This window comes from Pseudomonas syringae pv. tomato str. DC3000, from assembly GCF_000007805.1.
GTDB lineage: Bacteria > Pseudomonadota > Gammaproteobacteria > Pseudomonadales > Pseudomonadaceae > Aquipseudomonas > Aquipseudomonas avellanae.
The window spans coordinates 647558-665000 of the sequence record NC_004578.1 but is presented as its reverse complement, the minus strand read 5'-3'; the positions used below and the strand labels follow the sequence as shown (position 1 = coordinate 665000).

At 56.5% G+C, this 17443-nt stretch carries 18 protein-coding genes and 2 pseudogenes; 10 read left to right on the top strand and 10 right to left on the bottom strand.

From position 1 onward, the window contains the following. Window positions 1–192 precede the first annotated feature (192 nt). The gene (locus PSPTO_RS03180; RefSeq protein ID WP_005767873.1) at window positions 193–1617 is read left to right on the top strand and encodes a peptidoglycan DD-metalloendopeptidase family protein; all 1425 of its coding nucleotides are present in this window, start codon (window positions 193–195) and stop codon (window positions 1615–1617) included. Between the two features lie 3 nt (window positions 1618–1620). Then, window positions 1621–2715, top strand: coding sequence for an anhydro-N-acetylmuramic acid kinase (locus PSPTO_RS03175; protein WP_005614195.1), 1095 nt, complete (start codon window positions 1621–1623; stop codon window positions 2713–2715). A gap of 63 nt (window positions 2716–2778) precedes the next feature. Here PSPTO_RS03175 and erpA read toward each other — a convergent pair whose 3' ends face one another. After that, complete coding sequence (gene erpA, locus PSPTO_RS03170) at window positions 2779–3129, bottom strand: iron-sulfur cluster insertion protein ErpA (RefSeq protein WP_002551953.1); 351 nt, start codon at window positions 3127–3129, stop codon at window positions 2779–2781. A 202-nt stretch (window positions 3130–3331) separates the two neighbouring features. Then, window positions 3332–4366 carry an N-acetyl-gamma-glutamyl-phosphate reductase gene (argC, locus tag PSPTO_RS03165; RefSeq protein WP_005767875.1) on the bottom strand — a complete coding sequence of 345 codons (1035 nt, stop codon included), beginning with the start codon at window positions 4364–4366 and terminating at the stop codon, window positions 3332–3334. Window positions 4367–4499: 133 nt separating this feature from the next. On the opposite strand from argC, the gene hemJ reads away from it, so the two are divergent. From hemJ to coq7, 5 genes are all read left to right on the top strand, one after another. Further along, on the top strand, window positions 4500–4928 hold the full coding sequence (gene hemJ / locus PSPTO_RS03160) for a protoporphyrinogen oxidase HemJ (protein ID WP_003377457.1): 429 nt from the start codon (window positions 4500–4502) through the stop codon (window positions 4926–4928). A gap of 98 nt (window positions 4929–5026) precedes the next feature. Next, complete coding sequence (locus PSPTO_RS03155) at window positions 5027–5959, top strand: DUF805 domain-containing protein (RefSeq protein WP_011103217.1); 933 nt, start codon at window positions 5027–5029, stop codon at window positions 5957–5959. Between the two features lie 53 nt (window positions 5960–6012). Further along, entirely contained in the window at window positions 6013–6789 is a 777-nt protein-coding gene (locus PSPTO_RS03150) for an SDR family NAD(P)-dependent oxidoreductase (protein WP_005614190.1), read from the top strand. 102 nt (window positions 6790–6891) lie between these two features. Next, window positions 6892–7230, top strand: coding sequence for a histidine triad nucleotide-binding protein (locus PSPTO_RS03145; RefSeq protein ID WP_005767882.1), 339 nt, complete (start codon window positions 6892–6894; stop codon window positions 7228–7230). Window positions 7231–7351: 121 nt separating this feature from the next. Then, complete coding sequence (gene coq7 / locus PSPTO_RS03140) at window positions 7352–7999, top strand: 2-polyprenyl-3-methyl-6-methoxy-1,4-benzoquinone monooxygenase (RefSeq protein WP_005767884.1); 648 nt, start codon at window positions 7352–7354, stop codon at window positions 7997–7999. A 60-nt stretch (window positions 8000–8059) separates the two neighbouring features. Here coq7 and speD read toward each other — a convergent pair whose 3' ends face one another. Both speD and PSPTO_RS03130 read right to left on the bottom strand, forming a co-directional pair. Further along, window positions 8060–8854: an adenosylmethionine decarboxylase gene (gene speD, locus PSPTO_RS03135; RefSeq protein WP_002551946.1), complete on the bottom strand. Its 795-nt coding sequence runs from the start codon at window positions 8852–8854 to the stop codon at window positions 8060–8062. 242 nt (window positions 8855–9096) lie between these two features. Next, the gene (locus PSPTO_RS03130; RefSeq protein WP_005767887.1) at window positions 9097–9519 is read right to left on the bottom strand and encodes an OsmC family protein; all 423 of its coding nucleotides are present in this window, start codon (window positions 9517–9519) and stop codon (window positions 9097–9099) included. Window positions 9520–9728: 209 nt separating this feature from the next. Between PSPTO_RS03130 and crp the strand changes: the two genes are divergently transcribed. Next, on the top strand, window positions 9729–10373 hold the full coding sequence (gene crp, locus PSPTO_RS03125; RefSeq protein ID WP_005614181.1) for a cAMP-activated global transcriptional regulator CRP: 645 nt from the start codon (window positions 9729–9731) through the stop codon (window positions 10371–10373). 11 nt (window positions 10374–10384) lie between these two features. Here crp and PSPTO_RS03120 read toward each other — a convergent pair whose 3' ends face one another. The 5 genes and pseudogenes from PSPTO_RS03120 to PSPTO_RS03100 all read right to left on the bottom strand — a co-directional run. Next, on the bottom strand, window positions 10385–11080 hold the full coding sequence (locus PSPTO_RS03120) for a lipoate--protein ligase family protein (protein WP_011103216.1): 696 nt from the start codon (window positions 11078–11080) through the stop codon (window positions 10385–10387). 34 nt (window positions 11081–11114) lie between these two features. After that, window positions 11115–11951, bottom strand: a complete 837-nt coding sequence (gene trpC / locus PSPTO_RS03115) for an indole-3-glycerol phosphate synthase TrpC (protein WP_005767891.1) — start codon at window positions 11949–11951, stop codon at window positions 11115–11117. Next, a complete protein-coding gene (gene trpD / locus PSPTO_RS03110; RefSeq protein ID WP_011103215.1) occupies window positions 11948–12997 on the bottom strand; it encodes an anthranilate phosphoribosyltransferase in 1050 nt (349 codons plus the stop codon). Before trpD ends, trpC begins: the two co-directional genes overlap by 4 nt. Window positions 12998–13018: 21 nt before the next feature. Further along, entirely contained in the window at window positions 13019–13618 is a 600-nt protein-coding gene (locus tag PSPTO_RS03105) for an aminodeoxychorismate/anthranilate synthase component II (protein WP_005767895.1), read from the bottom strand. A gap of 402 nt (window positions 13619–14020) precedes the next feature. Beyond that, window positions 14021–15055 (bottom strand): annotated as a pseudogene (locus PSPTO_RS03100) (DUF4113 domain-containing protein); the annotation flags it as partial. 324 nt (window positions 15056–15379) lie between these two features. Here PSPTO_RS03100 and PSPTO_RS03095 point away from each other — a divergent pair. Further along, window positions 15380–16105, top strand: a complete 726-nt coding sequence (locus PSPTO_RS03095; RefSeq protein ID WP_226992679.1) for a YopT-type cysteine protease domain-containing protein — start codon at window positions 15380–15382, stop codon at window positions 16103–16105. 124 nt (window positions 16106–16229) lie between these two features. On the opposite strand, the pseudogene PSPTO_RS30145 reads toward PSPTO_RS03095, so the two are convergent. Continuing rightward, window positions 16230–16387, bottom strand: a pseudogene (locus PSPTO_RS30145) (ATP-binding protein); the annotation flags it as partial. Window positions 16388–16756: 369 nt separating this feature from the next. On the opposite strand from PSPTO_RS30145, the gene xopG reads away from it, so the two are divergent. Then, the gene (gene xopG, locus PSPTO_RS03090) at window positions 16757–17413 is read left to right on the top strand and encodes a XopG/HopH/AvrPtoH family type III secretion system effector (protein WP_011103212.1); all 657 of its coding nucleotides are present in this window, start codon (window positions 16757–16759) and stop codon (window positions 17411–17413) included. Window positions 17414–17443: the final 30 nt, after the last annotated feature.

The window sequence follows — 17443 nt, the reverse complement described above, 5'->3', positions numbered from 1 at the left end:
CAATTCAAAGGGAACCAACCTTACAAGATCAGAGCCCAATTACAAGTTTTGCCCAGCGTTCACCCGCGAATCAGCAACTGATCCGCAGGAAGGGTTGCTTCGAGCAGGTTTTGGTTATATTTTATACAGTTATTTCATCTTCATCATGTCATTCATCTTTTCCATTTCACCTTTTTCAAAGTCAAATTACCTATGAAAGACACACCGCCTAAAGCGCCCCCGCTTTATCCGAAGAGTCACCTGCTCGCTGCAAGCGGCATCGCCGCGTTGTTGAGCCTGGCTCTCCTGGTTTTCCCTTCAAGCGAAGTCGAAGCCAAACGAACGAACCTTGCCCTTGATCTGGAGATGCCAGATCAGGACGTACAAGACCAAGACGCTGCGAAAGACACTCAAGCCACACCTGAAACCACAGAATCGCCATTTGCCCAGATCGACAACGCTGACGATCAGGCTCAGAACACCGCCACCGCACAGCCGGAGGCAGAAAAACCGGCTCCGGCCGCTGCCAAGGACCCCAATCATCGGGAAGTCACTGTCAGCAAGGGCGACACGCTTTCGACGTTGTTTGAAAAAGTCGGCCTGCCCGCCTCCACGGTTCATGAGGTTCTGGCCAGCGACAAGCAAGCCAGGCAGTTCAGCAAGCTGCAGAACGGGCAGACCCTGCAGTTCGAGTTGTCGCCGGATGGCCAGCTCAAACAACTGCACACCAAGCTCAGCGAACTCGAGACCATCAGCCTGTCGAAATCGGCTTCCGGCTTCGTGTTCAATCGCGAAATCAGCAAGCCCAACGTGCGCAACGCTTACGTACACGGCGTGATCAACAGCTCCCTTTCGCAATCCGCGCAACGTGCTGGTCTGACGCACACCATGACGATGGACATGGCCAATATCTTCGGCTACGACATCGACTTTGCTCAGGACATCCGCAAGGGCGACGAATTTGATGTGGTGTACGAGCAAAAAGTAGTCAACGGCAAAAGCGTCGGCACAGGCAATATTCTTTCCGCCCGCTTCACCAACCGCGGCAAGACCTACACGGCCGTGCGTTACACCAGCAAACAAGGCACTACCAATTACTACACCGCCGACGGCAACAGCATGCGCAAGGCGTTTATCCGTACACCGGTAGACTTCGCCCGCATCAGCTCGATGTTCTCGATGGGTCGCAAACACCCGATCCTCAACAAGATACGCGCGCACAAAGGCGTCGATTATGCGGCGCCACGCGGTACGCCGATCAAGGCGACCGGCGATGGCAAGGTTCTGCTGGCTGGCCGTCGCGGCGGCTACGGCAACACAGTCATCATTCAGCACGGCGACACCTACCGTACGCTGTATGGCCACATGCAGGGTTTCGCCAAAGGTGTACAAACCGGTGGAACCGTCAAGCAAGGTCAGGTAATCGGCTATATTGGAACGACAGGCCTGTCGACTGGCCCGCATTTGCACTATGAGTTTCAGGTCAATGGTGTTCATGTAGACCCGCTGGGCCAGAAGCTTCCGATGGCGGATCCGATCGCCAAATCCGAAAAACAGCGGTTCATGCAGCAAAGCCAGCCGTTAATGGCGCGCATGGATCAGGAAAAGGCCACCACGCTGGCCTCGAATAAAAGGTAATCCATGGACTTCTTCTATATAGGTGTGATGTCTGGCAGCAGTCTCGACGGGATTGATATCGCCCTTTTGAAGCAGGATGACCGTTCAAGGCTTGTGGCCACTCACTACATTCCCATGCCGGAAGACCTGCATGCCGAGTTGCTGGGGCTTTGCTCCAGCGGCGCGGACGAGTTTGCTCGTGCGGCAATTGCCGAACAGAAGTGGTGCAAACTGGTTGCACAGGGCGTGCAGACCTTGCTGAAAGAGCAAAACAAGGTTGTCGCCGATATCCGCGCCATCGGCAGCCACGGCCAGACCATCCGCCACGAGCCTGCGCGCGGCTACAGCATTCAGATCGGCAACCCCGCATTGCTTGCAGAGTTGACCGAGATTACCGTGGTCAGCGACTTCCGCCGCCGCGATATCGCAGCAGGCGGACAAGGCGCACCTCTGGTGCCTGCATTCCACGAGGCGTTGTTCGACGACAATAAAGACCACCGCGCGGTATTGAACATTGGTGGCTTCAGCAACCTGAGCCTGATCGAATCCGATCGCCCGGTTGAGGGTTTCGATTGCGGGCCCGGCAATGTGCTGCTGGATGCCTGGATACAATCGCAGCGCCACGAAAGCTATGACAAGGACGGCGCATGGGCCGCGAGCGGCAAAGTTGATCCCGAGCTGCTCAAAAAACTGCTCAGCGATCCGTTTTTCCTGACCAAGGGCCCGAAGAGTACCGGCCGGGAAGTGTTCAACCTGGGCTGGGTGCACCACCACCTCTTTCAGCTGCCAACGCTGGCTCCGGAAGATGTGCAAGCCACCCTGCTGGAACTGACGGCGCTGACCATCACCGAATCGCTGCAAACAGCCCAGGCGGTCACCAAGGAGCTTCTGGTCTGTGGCGGCGGCGCACATAACAAGGCGCTGATGAAGCGCTTGGCTGAGCTGTTGCCAGACACCGAGGTCAACAGCACCGAGAAATTCGGCGTGGACCCTGACTGGGTTGAAGCAATGGCGTTTGCCTGGCTGGCTCATTGCTGCCTTGAAGGTGTGCCGGCGAACCGTCCAACGGTAACCGGCGCCAAAGGCCGCAGGGTTCTGGGCGCTATTTACCCCGCCTGACCCTTATGCCGCAAACAAAAACGCCGCTCCAATGAGCGGCGTTTTGTTTGAAGCAGCACTCAATCAGATCGAGAACGAAGAACCGCAACCACAAGTTGTGGAGGCATTGGGGTTCTTGATCACGAAGCGCGAACCCTCCAGGCCTTCCTGATAGTCCACCTCTGCGCCCGCCAGATACTGGAAGCTCATCGGATCAACCACCAGACTGACGCCTTCGCGCTCGACGATAGTGTCATCGTCTGCCACGTCTTCATCAAACGTGAAGCCATACTGGAAACCGGAACAACCACCGCCCGTTACAAAAACACGCAGCTTGAGGCGATCGTTGCCCTCTTCGTCGACCAGGGTTTTCACCTTGTGCGCTGCATTTGGAGTGAACTCCAAAGCGGTAGGCGTGAAGGATTCGACACTCATGTCAGATATCTCCCGGCGTTAGCCGTCGTAATGCGTAATGCGTAATGCGTAATGACGGCATTATCCGCTTCTCCTAGAAAATCGGTCAACTATTTGATCGGGAGCAGCTACAAGCTACAAGAGCATGGGCTGGCCGGTCTTCGCTTTACCACTTGAAGCTTGCCGCTCGAAGCTCAAAGCTGCCCCTCTCAAAGCTGCCCCTCTAAGGCATCATCCCCGCATGAGACAGCCCGGCGCGCTCATCCAGACCGAACAGGATGTTCATGTTCTGAACCGCCTGCCCCGATGCACCCTTCACCAGGTTGTCGATGACCGACAGCACAACAACCAGATCGCCATCCTGCGGGCGATGCACAGCGATGCGGCAGACATTGGCGCCACGTACGCTGCGGGTTTCCGGGTGGCTGCCCGCAGGCATCACGTCCACAAACGGCTCGTCGGCATAGCGCTTCTCGAAAAGGGCCTGCAAATCTACCGAGCGATCCGTGACCGTCGCGTAGAGCGTGGAATGAATGCCACGAATCATCGGTACCAGATGTGGGACAAAGGTCAGGCCGATATCACCACGGGCAGCGCGACGCAGCCCTTGGGTGATTTCAGGCAGGTGACGGTGGCCTTTGACGGCGTACGCCTTGAAGCTTTCGTTGGCCTCCGAATACAGCGAGCCAATGTTCAGACCGCGACCGGCGCCGCTGACGCCGGACTTGCAGTCGGCAATCAGGCGCGTGTTATCGGCAATGCCTGCTTCAAGCAGAGGCAGGAAACCCAGCTGGGTAGCCGTTGGGTAGCAGCCAGGCACAGCAATGAGCCGCGCGTTCCTGATCTGCTCGCGATTGACTTCCGGCAACCCGTAAACCGCATCCTGCAGCAATTCCGGCGCGCCATGCGGCTGGCCGTACCACTTGGCCCACTCGACCGGGTCCTGCAGACGGAAGTCGGCAGACAGGTCGATCACTTTGGTGCCGGCTGCGAGCAGCTCACCCGCCAGAGCATGAGCAACACCATGCGGCGTGGCGAAGAACACGACGTCACAGGCACCCAGGGTTTTCACGTCAGGCACGCTGAAGGCCAGGCCGTCGTAATGACCTCGCAGGTTCGGGTACATATCGGCGACTGGCAGGCCGGCCTCCGAGCGCGAGGTAATAACCACGACTTCTGCCTGCGGATGCTGTGCCAACAGACGCAGCAGCTCTACCCCGGTGTAACCCGTGCCGCCGACGATACCGACCTTGACCATAACCTGCCCTCAACGAAACAACTGGAAAGCGGTCGATAATAGGAGCCTATCGCCTCTACGACAACCGACAACGTGACGTATGGCCTTACAAGACACTACTATTCGGCCACCGTGAACCTGGGAATAACCAAAAATGCTCTATTTATGGATCAAAGCGCTGCACGTCATTTCGATGGTCTGCTGGTTTGCAGCCCTGTTCTATCTGCCGAGACTGTTCGTCTACCACTCGATGAGCGAGGACAGCGTCAGCCGCGAGCGCTTCATGGTGATGGAGCGCAAGTTGTACCGTGGCATCATGACCCCGGCAATGATCGCGACGCTGGTCTTCGGCGGCTGGCTGATCAGCTTCGATGCCAGCGGGTATTTCAGCCAGGGCTGGATGCACGCCAAGCTGACGCTGGTTTTCCTGTTGATCGGCTATCACCATGTCTGCGGCGCGCAGGTCAAACGCTTCGCCCGTGGCGAAAACGGTCGCAGCCATGTGTTCTATCGCTGGTTCAATGAAATTCCGGTGCTGATTCTGATCGCCATCGTGATTCTGGTCATCGTCAAACCCTTCTGACCCGAAGGCCGTTTGCGCCTGATCGGTGATGTAACAGGACGTCTCGCCCGCGCAGAGACGTCCGGCACTGTTTTCAATTCAAGACAAGGAAGCCCTGTATGACCGATACCCTCTTCAAGATCATGTTTGAAGGGCAGGTGCGTGACGGCGTAGAGCCGGAGACCGCAAAGGCCAATCTGGCCGGGCTGTTCAAGAGTGAAACGGCGGCCGTTCAGAAACTGTTCAACGGCGAGCCCATTGCGTTAAAGCGCGGCCTGGTCCATGCAGAAGCCGAGCGCTACATAGAAGCCCTGAAAGAGGCAGGTGTTGAAGCCCGTATCGAGCCCGATCAGGCAATCAGTTTCAACCTCAATGAAGTCGGCAACCAGGCCTCGCCCTGGACTCCCGCCAGGCAGGCGCCCCAGGATGCCTCCCCGTATGCGCCCCCCAAGGCTCAGGTAGGCAGTGAGCATTACGGGCACTCGACGCTCAAGGTCTTCACCACCAATGGCCGCATAGGACGCCTGCGCTTTCTGGCATGGAGCATGGTTCAGTGCGTCGCCCTGGTGGCACTGATAGCACTGGCGCTGATAGTGCTGAACTGGTCGCTGGTCGCCGGTGGTTTGCTGATCGCGGTCCTGGTGGTGGTATTTGTGACCATCGGCGTAATGATAGGCGTGCAGAGGCTGCATGACCTGGGCTGGTCCGGCTGGCTCCTGCTTTTGAACCTGGTACCGTTCGTAGGCAGTTTGTTCCCCTTCCTGATCATGCTGCTGCCGGGCACCCGAGGCGCCAACCAGTACGGCCCGCCACCGCCGCCCAACACGCGGGGCGTCAAGGTGCTGGGCATCATCTGGATTGCCATGATCCCGGTTATCTCGGTGGCCAGTATCTACTACAGCATTGGCAAACTGGCCGAGGCAGAACTGGCACTGCAAACCGACGAGTACGAGCAATCGCTGCCTTACGACGATGAACAAGAACCTGGCAGTGCCTTGAACGCGCCGGCGGATGTCATTGAAGAGCCCCAAGACCAGAACGACAAGCAATAGAACGCTCACGGTTCGGCAGACCGCCGGGCGCAATACGTACGATGGAGAACTGCATGACCCGTTACGCCCTGATCACCGGCGCTTCCAGCGGCATAGGTCTGGCCATGGCCGAGGCGCTGGCACGTCGCGGTCACAGCTTGATCCTCGTTGCCCGCCAGCGCGATCTGCTGGAAACAATTGCCCTGGAGCTGACGCAGCGTTTCGGCGTAGAAGTGCTGTTTCGCGCATGCGACCTCGGTGAGCCGCTTCGTCTTTCGGGCTTCCTGCTGGAACTGGAAGACGGCGCGCATCAGATTGACCTGCTGGTGAATGCGGCGGGCATCGGCACCTGCGGACCGTTTCTGGCGCAGGACTGGAGTGCCGAACAGGACTTGATCGACCTGAACATCCTCGCGCTCACACGGCTTTGCCATACGGTCGGTAACCTGATGGCTATTCAGGGTGGCGGGCAGATTCTCAATATCGCTTCGGTGGCTGCGTTTCAGCCCGGGCCGTGGATGAGCACTTACTACGCCAGCAAGGCGTACGTGCTGCACTTTTCCGAAGGGCTGCGCGAGGAAGTGAAGAAAGCCGGGGTCAAGGTGTCGGTATTGTGTCCCGGCCCGACCAAAAGCGCTTTTTTCCGCACCGCACAGTTGCAAGTGAACGTCGACAACCTGATGAGTGCCGAAGAAGTGGCGCTGTACACCGTTCGTGCACTCGAAAAAAACCGCGCGGTGATCGTTCCAGGCTTCAGTAACAGGCTGTGGACCTTAAGCCCGCGTCTGGTTTCACGCTGGCTGGCTCGCCAGATCAGCGGCTACATCAACAAGAAGTACTGCCCGCGCTGATGGACGAACGACTGGGCGAGCCGCGTCCCGCTCAGTACACTCGACCCCAATGCAGCACCGCGACACCCGCGACGCCCATCAACCGACAAGGAGCAAACGGCTGTGGAAACTTTGTTTACCAAGATCATCAATCGGGAGATCCCGGCGAAGATCATCTATGAAGATGATCAGGTACTGGCCTTTCACGACATCGCCCCACAGGCACCGGTGCATTTTCTGGTCATCCCGAAAAAGCCCATTCGTACTCTCAACGACCTGACCGAAGAAGACAAAGGCCTGGCCGGGCATATCCTGTTCACTGCGCAGCGTCTGGCGATCGAACTGGGCTGTGAGGAAGGCTTCCGTGTGGTCATGAACTGCAACGAGTTGGGCGGGCAGACCGTCTATCACATTCACATGCACGTACTGGGTCAGCGCCAGATGAGCTGGCCGCCGGGCTGATCCCGCATTTGCGGACTGTGCAGCCGGTCAGCGACTTCGATGCTCGCCGACCGGCCGACACAAGCCCTGCCGCCTCCGGCCGATTCGGGTAAACTGCCCCCATGATCTTCCGGAGGTGCCCATGGCTACCGAACGTCAATATTCCCCCATCGACCGTCTGTTACTGCAAGCCGACAGCGCAATGCGCACATTGCTGCCATCGAGCGCTCATTCACGCCGCCCTTCCCCTGCCATCGTCCAGCCCGATCACAAGATGAGCGACGTCGACACACGCCACGTTGCCGGCCTGATGCGCATCAACCACACCGGCGAAGTCTGCGCCCAGGCGCTGTACCAAGGGCAGGCGCTCACGGCCAAGCTGCCCAAGGTGCGCAAGGCAATGGAGCATGCAGCCGAAGAAGAAATCGACCACCTGGTCTGGTGCGAGCAACGCATTCATCAGCTCGGCAGCCACACCAGCGTGCTGAACCCGCTGTTCTACGGCCTGTCTTTCGGGATCGGCGCGGTAGCCGGGGTGATCAGCGACCGGGTCAGCCTGGGTTTTGTCGCCGCGACAGAGGATCAGGTGTGCAAGCACCTGGGTGAGCACCTGGAGCAATTGCCGATCGAGGACGGAAAGTCCCGGGCGATTCTGGAGCAGATGCTCAGCGACGAAGAACACCACGCCGAGTCCGCGCTGGAAGCAGGCGGTTTCCGCTTCCCGGCTCCGGTCAAATTCGGTATGGGCGTGCTGGCCAAGGTCATGACCAAGTCCACCTATCGCATCTGACGCCGCAAGAACAAAAAAGGCGCCTGCAAGAGGCGCCTTTTCAATGCCTGAAATCCGGGTTTACACCGCTACGTTACGACCGTAGAAGATTTCCAGCATTTCGTGTTTGACCTTGGCGGTCACTTGCTCACGCTGTTCGGCAGACAAGTTGCTGGTAGCGTCGCCAAACAGGTAGTTATCCAGTTCGAACTGCTTGAGCAGCATTTTGGTATGGAACAGGTTTTCCTGATACACGTTCACATCGGTCATCTGGTAACCGTTGCGCGTGTCTTCGGAGAGGTAATTCTGGATCGAGTTGATCTCGTGATCGATGAAGTGCTTTTTGCCTTCCACGTCACGGGTAAAGCCGCGCACGCGATAATCGACGGTCACGATGTCCGACTCGAACTTGTGAATCAGGTAGTTCAGCGCCTTAAGCGGTGAAATAACGCCACAGGTCGACACGTCGATGTCTACGCGGAACGTTGCAATACCGTCTACCGGGTGAATTTCCGGATAGGTATGCACCGTGATGTGGCTCTTGTCCAGGTGGGCCAGGATGGTTTCCGGCAATGGACCTGGCGACTCTTCGATCTGGCTTTCGGTAGGCGTCACCGGCTGCTCGGAGATCAGAATGGTCACACTGGCACCTTGTGGATCGTAATCCTGACGCGCAATGTTCAGGATGTTGGCACCAATGATATCGACAACATCAGTCAGAATCCGCGTCAGGCGTTCTGCGTCGTACACACTGTTGATGTACTCGACGTACGCCTGCTGGTCCTGCGGGGTTTCCGCATAGCAGATGTCATAAATGTTGAAGCTCAAGGTCTTTGTCAGGTTATTGAACCCGTGGAGCTTGAGTTTGCTTTTCACCGTTAAAAACTCTCTATATGTGTGCGGCGCCAGCCGCGTGATCAAGCATGCCCGTCAGCTGAGCCCGGCTCATCTGCGTAGGACGGTTAACACCTCTTCGCGTTGGCGATTTTGGTTGTCTGTTCGGGCCGGCAGCAGAAAACCAGTACATGCTGCGCCCTGAAAAAGTGGCGCATTATGCAGACGTCCGAAGCCGTCTGCCAGAGTGTGCGCCGTTTTTATGATCGTTGGATGTCTGGCGCTCAACCGAGCTCGACAATTTCATAATCGTGAGTGATCTCGACGCCGGCATTACCGAGCATGATCGAAGCCGAGCAGTACTTCTCGGCAGACAGCTCGATGGCACGTTTGACCTGTGCTTCTTTCAGGCCACGGCCCTTGACGACAAAGTGCAGATGAATCTTTGTGAACACCTTCGGGTCTTCATCTGCGCGCTCGGCTTCAAGGAAAGCCTCGCAGCTTTCAATCGGCTGACGCGACTTCTTGAGGATGCTCACCACATCGTAGTTGCTGCAGCCGCCCAGACCGATCAGCACCATTTCCATTGGCCGGACACCCAGATTACGACCGCCGCTTTCAGGCGGACCGTCCATTACCACCACATGACCGCTGCCGGATTCGCCGAGGAACATGGCTTCGCCAGCCCATTGGATGCGTGCCTTCATCGCCAAGACTCCACTGTAAAAAAGGGGCTGTCAGCTTAGCACAGCGCCAAAAGGTGTCTGGGGCCGGGAAAAGAATGCTTTTTGTAGGAAACGTGTAGGAACATTCGCAAATAGCACCCGCACGGCCTCGAAAAGCTGGCGAGAATGCATGCGCAGCCGATACCTACAAGTATGCCATTTGGCCATAGTCTTTATTTCGGAAGTCGCGCATGGTCGCAATAAGCTTTACACCCAAAGCGAACGGTCTGGACAAGCTGCTGCCCCATGCAGAGCGGCGTCGCTGCCCCGCGAAAACCAACATCATCAGTGCGGGAGATCGCTCCGAGTCGTTGTTCTTCATCCTCAAAGGCACCGTCACGGTGTTGATAGAAGACGACGAACGGCGGGAAATGATTGTCGCCTACCTCAACAACGGAGACTTCTTCGGCGAACTGGGCCTGTTCGAGCAGCCGGGGCATGAATCCGTGCGCAGCGCATGGGTGCGTGCCAAGACCGAGTGCGAGGTCGCCGAGATACCCTACGAGACCTTTCGCGAGCTGACCCGAAAAGACCCGGAAATTCTCTACGCCATCGGCAGTCAGATGGCCGAGCGCCTGCGCAATACCACGCGCAAGGTGGGCGATCTGGCGTTTCTCGATGTCACCGGACGCGTCGCCCGTACGTTGCTGGACCTGTGCAAGCAGCCGGACGCCATGACCCACCCGGACGGCATGCAGATCAAGATTACCCGCCAGGAAATCGGACGCATCGTGGGTTGTTCGAGGGAAATGGTCGGCCGCGTACTCAAGGCGCTGGAAGAACAGAGTCTGGTCAACGTCAAAGGCAAAACGATGGTGGTCTACGGAACGCGCTGAGTGCGTGCTATTCAGAGGTCGGCGAGAAGGCGCCGGTAGGCTTGCGCCAGACGCTCCAGCACCTGAGCATCCGGAAACGCTTCATGCAGGGCAATATGACTGTCGGCACGCACCCGTTGGTCAAGCTCGCAGAGTTCATTGAAACGATTGACCGCCGCCACCATCGGCACCCGCTCGTCATCCAGCAACAACGCTCCATGAGCCAGCACCACAGGACGCGTGCCGCCCTGACTCTGACGCCAGCGCTGGGCTGTTCCGACCATCTTGCGGCCTTCGAGATTGACGTTGAAACGCCCGTCACAGAATGCGCCTGCCACCTCCCCCAATGACGCCTTGCCCCCCAGTTCGATGAGCAGGTCCAGAATCGGCTGACACAGCCGCAGGTAAGCGGTTTCGATCCGGTCTCTGTCAGTGTCCGCAGGCGGCTGAGCGTAAACCAGCGCGATATTCACCGTCGCGCAGGATTGCGGCACGGGCTCGCCCCCCGTCTCACGCAGTAGAACGGGCCATCTATTGTCGGCCAGGGTTTCGCTGGCTTCGGTAAAACCCGGCAGACGGCTCATGCGTCGCGGCATGACCAGCGCGCGGTCACTGGGCCGCCAGAGCAGCAACCCATGCCCGGAAGCACCGGAACATACCGACGCCAGCAGATCCTGCTCGGCCTGCAAGCCTTGTTCGACACAGATGTCGATGATCGAGTCTTGCATGCCGGACCTCAGAGTAATATTTGGCACGCTACAGTCAGTCGACAGCCGGGCCGCCCGCTGCCGGCTTGCGCTCCGGGAAGAACAACCGCTGCAGCTCTGCGCCGGGCTGTTCGGCACGCATGAAGGCTTCGCCTACCAGGAACGAGTAGACATCGTTGATTTCCATCAGCTCGACGTCGGCGCGGTTGAAAATGCCGCTTTCGGTGATCACCGTGCGATCACGCGGAATGCGCGGCAGCAGGTCCAGCGTAGTTTCCAGGCTGACCTCGAAGGTATGCAGGTTGCGGTTGTTGACGCCGACCAGCTTGGTGTCGAGGGTTTTCAGCGCGCGTTCCAGTTCGTCACCGTCATGCACTTCAACGAGCACGTCCAGGCCGACACCCTTGGCAACGGCGGCAAGCTCGGCCATCTGCACGTCATCGAGCGCCGAGACGATCAGCAGGATGCAATCTGCACCCAGCGCACGCGCCTCGACCACTTGATAAGGGTCGATCATGAAGTCCTTGCGGATCACCGGCAAATTGCACGCCGCGCGCGCTTCTTGCAGGTAGGCGTCCGAACCCTGGAAAAAATCGACATCGGTCAGTACCGAGAGACAGGTAGCGCCCCCAGCCTGATAGCTTCTGGCGATCTCGCCCGGCAAAAAGTTTTCCCGGATGACGCCCTTGCTTGGCGACGCTTTCTTGATTTCCGCGATCACTGCTGGTTGTTTCAGCCTGACCTGATTGATCAGCGCATTGGCAAAGCCACGCGGCGCATCGGCGTTGGCAACCTGTTGCTCCAGTTCGGCCAGGCTCACGACAGCGCGACGAGCAGCGATCTCTTCGGCCTTACGGGCAAGAATTTTTTCCAGTACGGTTGGCACACTCATGCTTCGTTCTCCTGCTTGAATACCGCCGTGAAGGCACCCAACTCATCCAGTTTTTCCCGCGCAAGGCCGGTGTGCAGTGCGTCATGGGCCAGCGCCACGCCTTCTTTCAGGCTGGTCGCATGATCGGCAGCATAAAGCGCAGCACCGGCATTGAGCACGATCATTTCCGCAGCCTTCTGCCCGATCTCGGTCTTGCGCCGACCCAGAGCATCGCGAATCAGCTCCAGCGACTGCGCCGGACTTTCCACCGCCAGGCCATACAGGCTCTGGCTCTTGATGCCCAGGTCTTCAGGCTGCACCCAGTATTCCGTCACTTCGCCATTTTTCAGTTCAGCGACGAACGTCGGCGCCGCCAGACTGAATTCATCCAGCCCGTCCTGCGAGTGCACCACCAGCACATGCTTGCTGCCCAGACGCAGCAGCACTTCGGCCAGCGGGCGGCACAGTGCCTGATTGAACACGCCGACAACCTGATGACGCACGCCAGCCGGGTTGGTCAACGGACCGAGCATATTGAACAGTGTGCGCAGCCCCAGCTCGCGGCGAGGGCCGGCCGTGTGTTTCATCGCGCTGTGATGCGACTGGGCGAACATGAAGCCGATGCCGACGCTGTCAATGCAGCGCGCCACTTGGACAGGCGTCAGGTTCAGATAAACCCCCGCCGCCTCCAGCAAATCAGCACTGCCGCTTTTACCCGACACCGCGCGGTTGCCGTGCTTGGCCACCGTGCAGCCCGCCGCTGAAATCACGAAAGCCGACGCGGTGGACACGTTGAAAATGTTCGCACCGTCACCGCCAGTGCCGACGATATCGACAACGCCATCCAGCGTTTTCAGTTCAACCTTGTCGGCCAGCTCACGCATGACAGAAACCGCACCGACGATTTCATCGATGGTCTCGCTCTTCATGCGCATGCCCATCAGAAACGCACCGATCTGCGCTTCGGTGCATTGGCCGGTCATGATCTCGCGCATGACGTCGCGCATCTCGTCAGTGGACAGGTCCAGCTGGTTGACCACGCGGTTCAGCGCGCTTTTGATATTCATGGGGGTGCTCATAAAAAATCCTTAGCCCTGACGATGGCCGCCGCTTTGTTTGAGAAAGTTGGCGAACAACTCGTGACCTTGCTCGGTCAGGATCGACTCAGGGTGAAACTGCACCCCTTCAACGTTCAGTGTCTTGTGACGCAGGCCCATGATCTCATCAACCGAGCCGTCTTCCAGTGCCGTCCATGCCGTCACTTCCAGACACTCGGGCAGGGTATCGCTTTTGACCACCAGCGAGTGGTAGCGGGTTACCACCAGCGGATGGTTCAAACCTGCGAATACGCCGCCGTCCTCGTGCACCACCGGGCTGGTCTTGCCGTGCATCACCTGACGCGCGCGCACCACATCGCCACCGAACGCCTGGCCGATGGACTGATGCCCAAGGCAGACACCCAGAATCGGCAGTTTGCCCGCGAAGTGCTTGATCACTTCAAGCGAGACACCGGCTTCGTTGGGCGTGCACGGGCCGGGCGAAACCACGATGCGCTCCGGGTTGAGGGCTTCGATCTGCGCGATGGTCAGTTCGTCGTTACGAATGACTTTGACGTCTGCCCCCAGCTCACCGAGGTACTGCACAACGTTGTAGGTAAAGGAGTCGTAGTTATCGATCATCAGCAACATTTTGCTATCAACCTTTTGATTTTGCTCACTTTTATTTAGCCTCCTGAATTCCTGTACCCGCTTCTATACCCGCTACTATGTTTGCTTGGTAACGGTTGTGTTGCGCCGCAGGTAGTCGGTAATAAGCACAGGAGGCCGGAATCGGCGGGATGAAAATTCAGGCACGCCAACGCCAGCGGGCATGGGCCTTGATAACGCGCATCAAGAGTCTGCTGACCAACGGCACGGAGGGAGTCTCATTTGGAGGTTGCAGGACAGTAGCGTACCCAATCCTGCGGTGCAATATCATTGTACGATAGCAAACCTGCTGATATCAGGACGGGAGGCACGCCCGACCCCGCTGATGACCTGATGCTTCAACTTAGAGGGGGCTTAACAACGCATTGTCTAATGCAGAATTGATCACTCACTTCGGACGGTCCAAAGCTGATCAAGCCTTGTGGTGTAGCTCTGGCTCATCATGTCGCGACGCATTGCCCACTCGGGATTAGTAGGCACGCTTCCGGTTCTCAGCGTCCCTCTACCCCAGCGAGCATTGATCTCGTCCAGCACGCCCATTACCTTTTCTGCCGCCGCTGGCTGCGACGCCGCGAACAAGTCATCCGTGAACTCACCAGGCTGGCGAAGATCGAGCAGCAGCACTTCTGCTTTGCTGTACTTGTACCCTGGGCGGAACAGCCGGTTGACCGCTTCGGTCGCACCTTTCGTCATCAGTCGTACGTCATTTGTGGGATACGGCAGCTCGATCATCGCGCCGTTCGCATATTTGGGTTCGTCCGGATTGAACATGCCTGTACGTATGCTGACGCGCATCTTCTTGCACAGCGAGTTTTGGGCACGCAGCTTTTCGGCGGCACGCTGTGTGTAAGTGGCCACCGCTTCCTTAATAGGCTCGATAGCGGTCAGCCGCTGCCCAAACATTCGACTGCTGCAGATTTCCTGCTTTGGCGGATCCGCCTCACTCATTTCCAAGCACGACGTGCCGGCCAACTCGCGCGCAGTCTTTTCAATGACGACGCTGAACCTGGTGCGGAGGGTCCGCGCGTCGGCCTTGGCCAAGTCCATTGCGCTCCGGATATTCATTGCCTCCAGATGCGCTTTCATCTTCTTTCCTACCCCCCACACCTCTGACACACACGTATTGCGCAGCACCCAGTTGCGCTTGTGCAGGTCACAAATGTCGACGACCCCTCCTGTTTGGGCAAGCAGCCTCTTGGCGGTGTGGTTAGCCAGCTTGGCGAGCGTCTTGGTGGGCGCAATCCCGATACCAACCGGAATACCAGTACATTTTAGAATGGTGGATCGGATAAAGCGGCCAAACTCTGTCAGGTTACCCGGCATCCCGGTCAGATCGGCGAACGCTTCGTCGATGCTGTAGACCTCTGAGGCCGGCACCATGGACTCGATGATCGTCATGATCCGTTCGCTCATGTCGCCGTTTATGTGGAATGGAAATTCAACCAAAGGTCCGGAGAGACAGTGGAGCTTGGTAAGCAGGATCATGCTTTGCCGTCTTGGCCTACTGATTTCTATAGCATGATACGCGGCATAAAACCGTTCCTGATTTTACGTACCAAACCCAAGAAAAACAGGCTGCCCCCACTTCAGAAAAGTCAGGGAACTGAACCGCTTATGAAACCACTCATTTCGCATCTTTTTGAATAGGGCGCTGAAAATATGACAATCGTGTCTGGACACATCGGAAAACACCCAAGCCTAACCACTGTTCAAGCTGGGTCTTCGGCTTCGGTCGAGAATCAAATGCCTGATCCTGCACAGTTCAGTGATGGACGGTGGAAAAAGCTTCCGACCCAATTGTCGTCAATTACATTGGCGAGATTCGATCAGGATATTTGCACGAATAATCATGGCATCAGTCAGCGTGCAATGTGCTTTGGCCTTTCATTGAGCTGGATTAACATGATTCATGCCGGGAAAGATCATGTTACGCCCTATGCATCGGCAGAAAGAATGAGGTTTCTGGGTTCCTTTGAAGGGGTGGTGCATGCTCGTACTGTTCATAACTTCTATCGGACTGAGCACAAATTTCTGATGGAGCAAGCTTCCGCAAACCCCGGAGTATCAAGTGGCGCGATGGCTGGCACAGAAAGTTTATTGCAAGCTGCTGAGTTGAAGGGGTTAAAGCTTCAACCTGTTCTAGAGGACAAGTCGAACTCAGGCCTACCCTTCCTAATTGCGTGTAAGCAGTCAGGGCGGCAGGTGAGCACAGATGAAGCTGCGCTAAGCTCCTTATGTGATGCAATTGTAGAAAATAAGAGAGGGGTAATGGTGATATACAGCCAAGAAATTGCCCACGCTTTGGGCTTTTCTGTATCATCAGATGGCAAAAGAGCGACCTTATTTGATCCCAATCTCGGAGAGTTTCATACACACTCGAAAGCGTTGGCTGATACTATCGAAAACATATCATCGGCAGATGGGCTGCCTTTAATCGGCGTTCAAGTATTCGCTTCAAAAATACACTGACTTGAAGTCTCCAAGCTCTACCTTGTGGATTCCACTACACTTGGAGACCCAGCCCGATTATTTGGACACTCGCTCCACGCTCCGCTCACTTGGACAGGCCGTCGAAGCCCAGCAGATTACATTTTTAGTCTGAAGTCCCTGCCGTCGTTTTTTTGCGCATCTGCGCATCGATTCGCCCTTCAGCTCGATATGATAAGCGTTGTGCACCAACCAGTCTAGGATTGCATCGCCTGAGATCGGATCGCCAATTAGCGCATGTCATTTGTCCAACGGCGCCCTCGCGTTTTGCGATAGTGAGGCTTGATCAATTTGGTCAAGCCATTCAAGGCACGACCTGATCTATCTCTATGAGGAAGCTTTCACGGCGGTTTTTTTTGCGTTTGCCGCGCATTCGGCGTCTGAAAGACATCTGCTGATTGGAGACTACATAACCTTTTTATGGAACCGAATCCATCTCGAGGGCCACTCAAGGACCGCAACATATTTTTGACGTAGATGTATGCATACGGGAGTGTAATTTTCAGATAATCCTGGATGATCCATTGGACTCCCTACCAAACTATTTCAGAAGCAACTGGAGTAACACCAACAGGCTAAATCTCAAGCAATCACATACTCGTCAGATCAACTCAATTAGCTTTCAGGATAACTATGATCACTCCGTCTCGATATCCAGGCATCTATATCGCCCCCCTCAGTAACGAACCGACAGCAGCTCACACATTTAAAGAACAAGCAGAGGAAGCACTTGACCATATCAGCGCCGCACCCTCTGGCGATAAGCTATTGCGAAAAATATCCACTCTTGCCAGTCAAAAAGATAGAAAAGTCACGCTAAAAGAGATTGAAATAAATAACCAGTGTTATACCGAAGCTGTTCTGAGCAGGAGGCAACTGGAAAAGTACGAACCAGAAAACTTTAACGAGAACCGGCACATTGCATCACAGCTATCACGAAAGGGGACCTTTACCAAAGGTGAAGGAAGCAACGCGATTATTGGCTGGTCACCAGACAAAGCAAGCATACGCTTAAATCAGAATGGCTCACCGTTACACCTTGGAATGGATAACGACGACAAAATCACGACCCTAGCTCATGAGCTCGTTCATGCTCGACATGTGTTAGGTGGCAGCTCCTTAGCGGATGGCGGAGATCGCTATAATCCACGTACGGGATCTGGCAAAGAGGAACTTAGGGCCGTTGGATTAGATAAGTACCGCTATTCACTTACAAAAAAACCGTCAGAGAACTCCATCCGAGCTGAACACGGCCTGCCTCTGCGCATGAAGTACAGGGCACATCAATAGGGCAACCTACTGTAAGTTATTTTTTAGCGA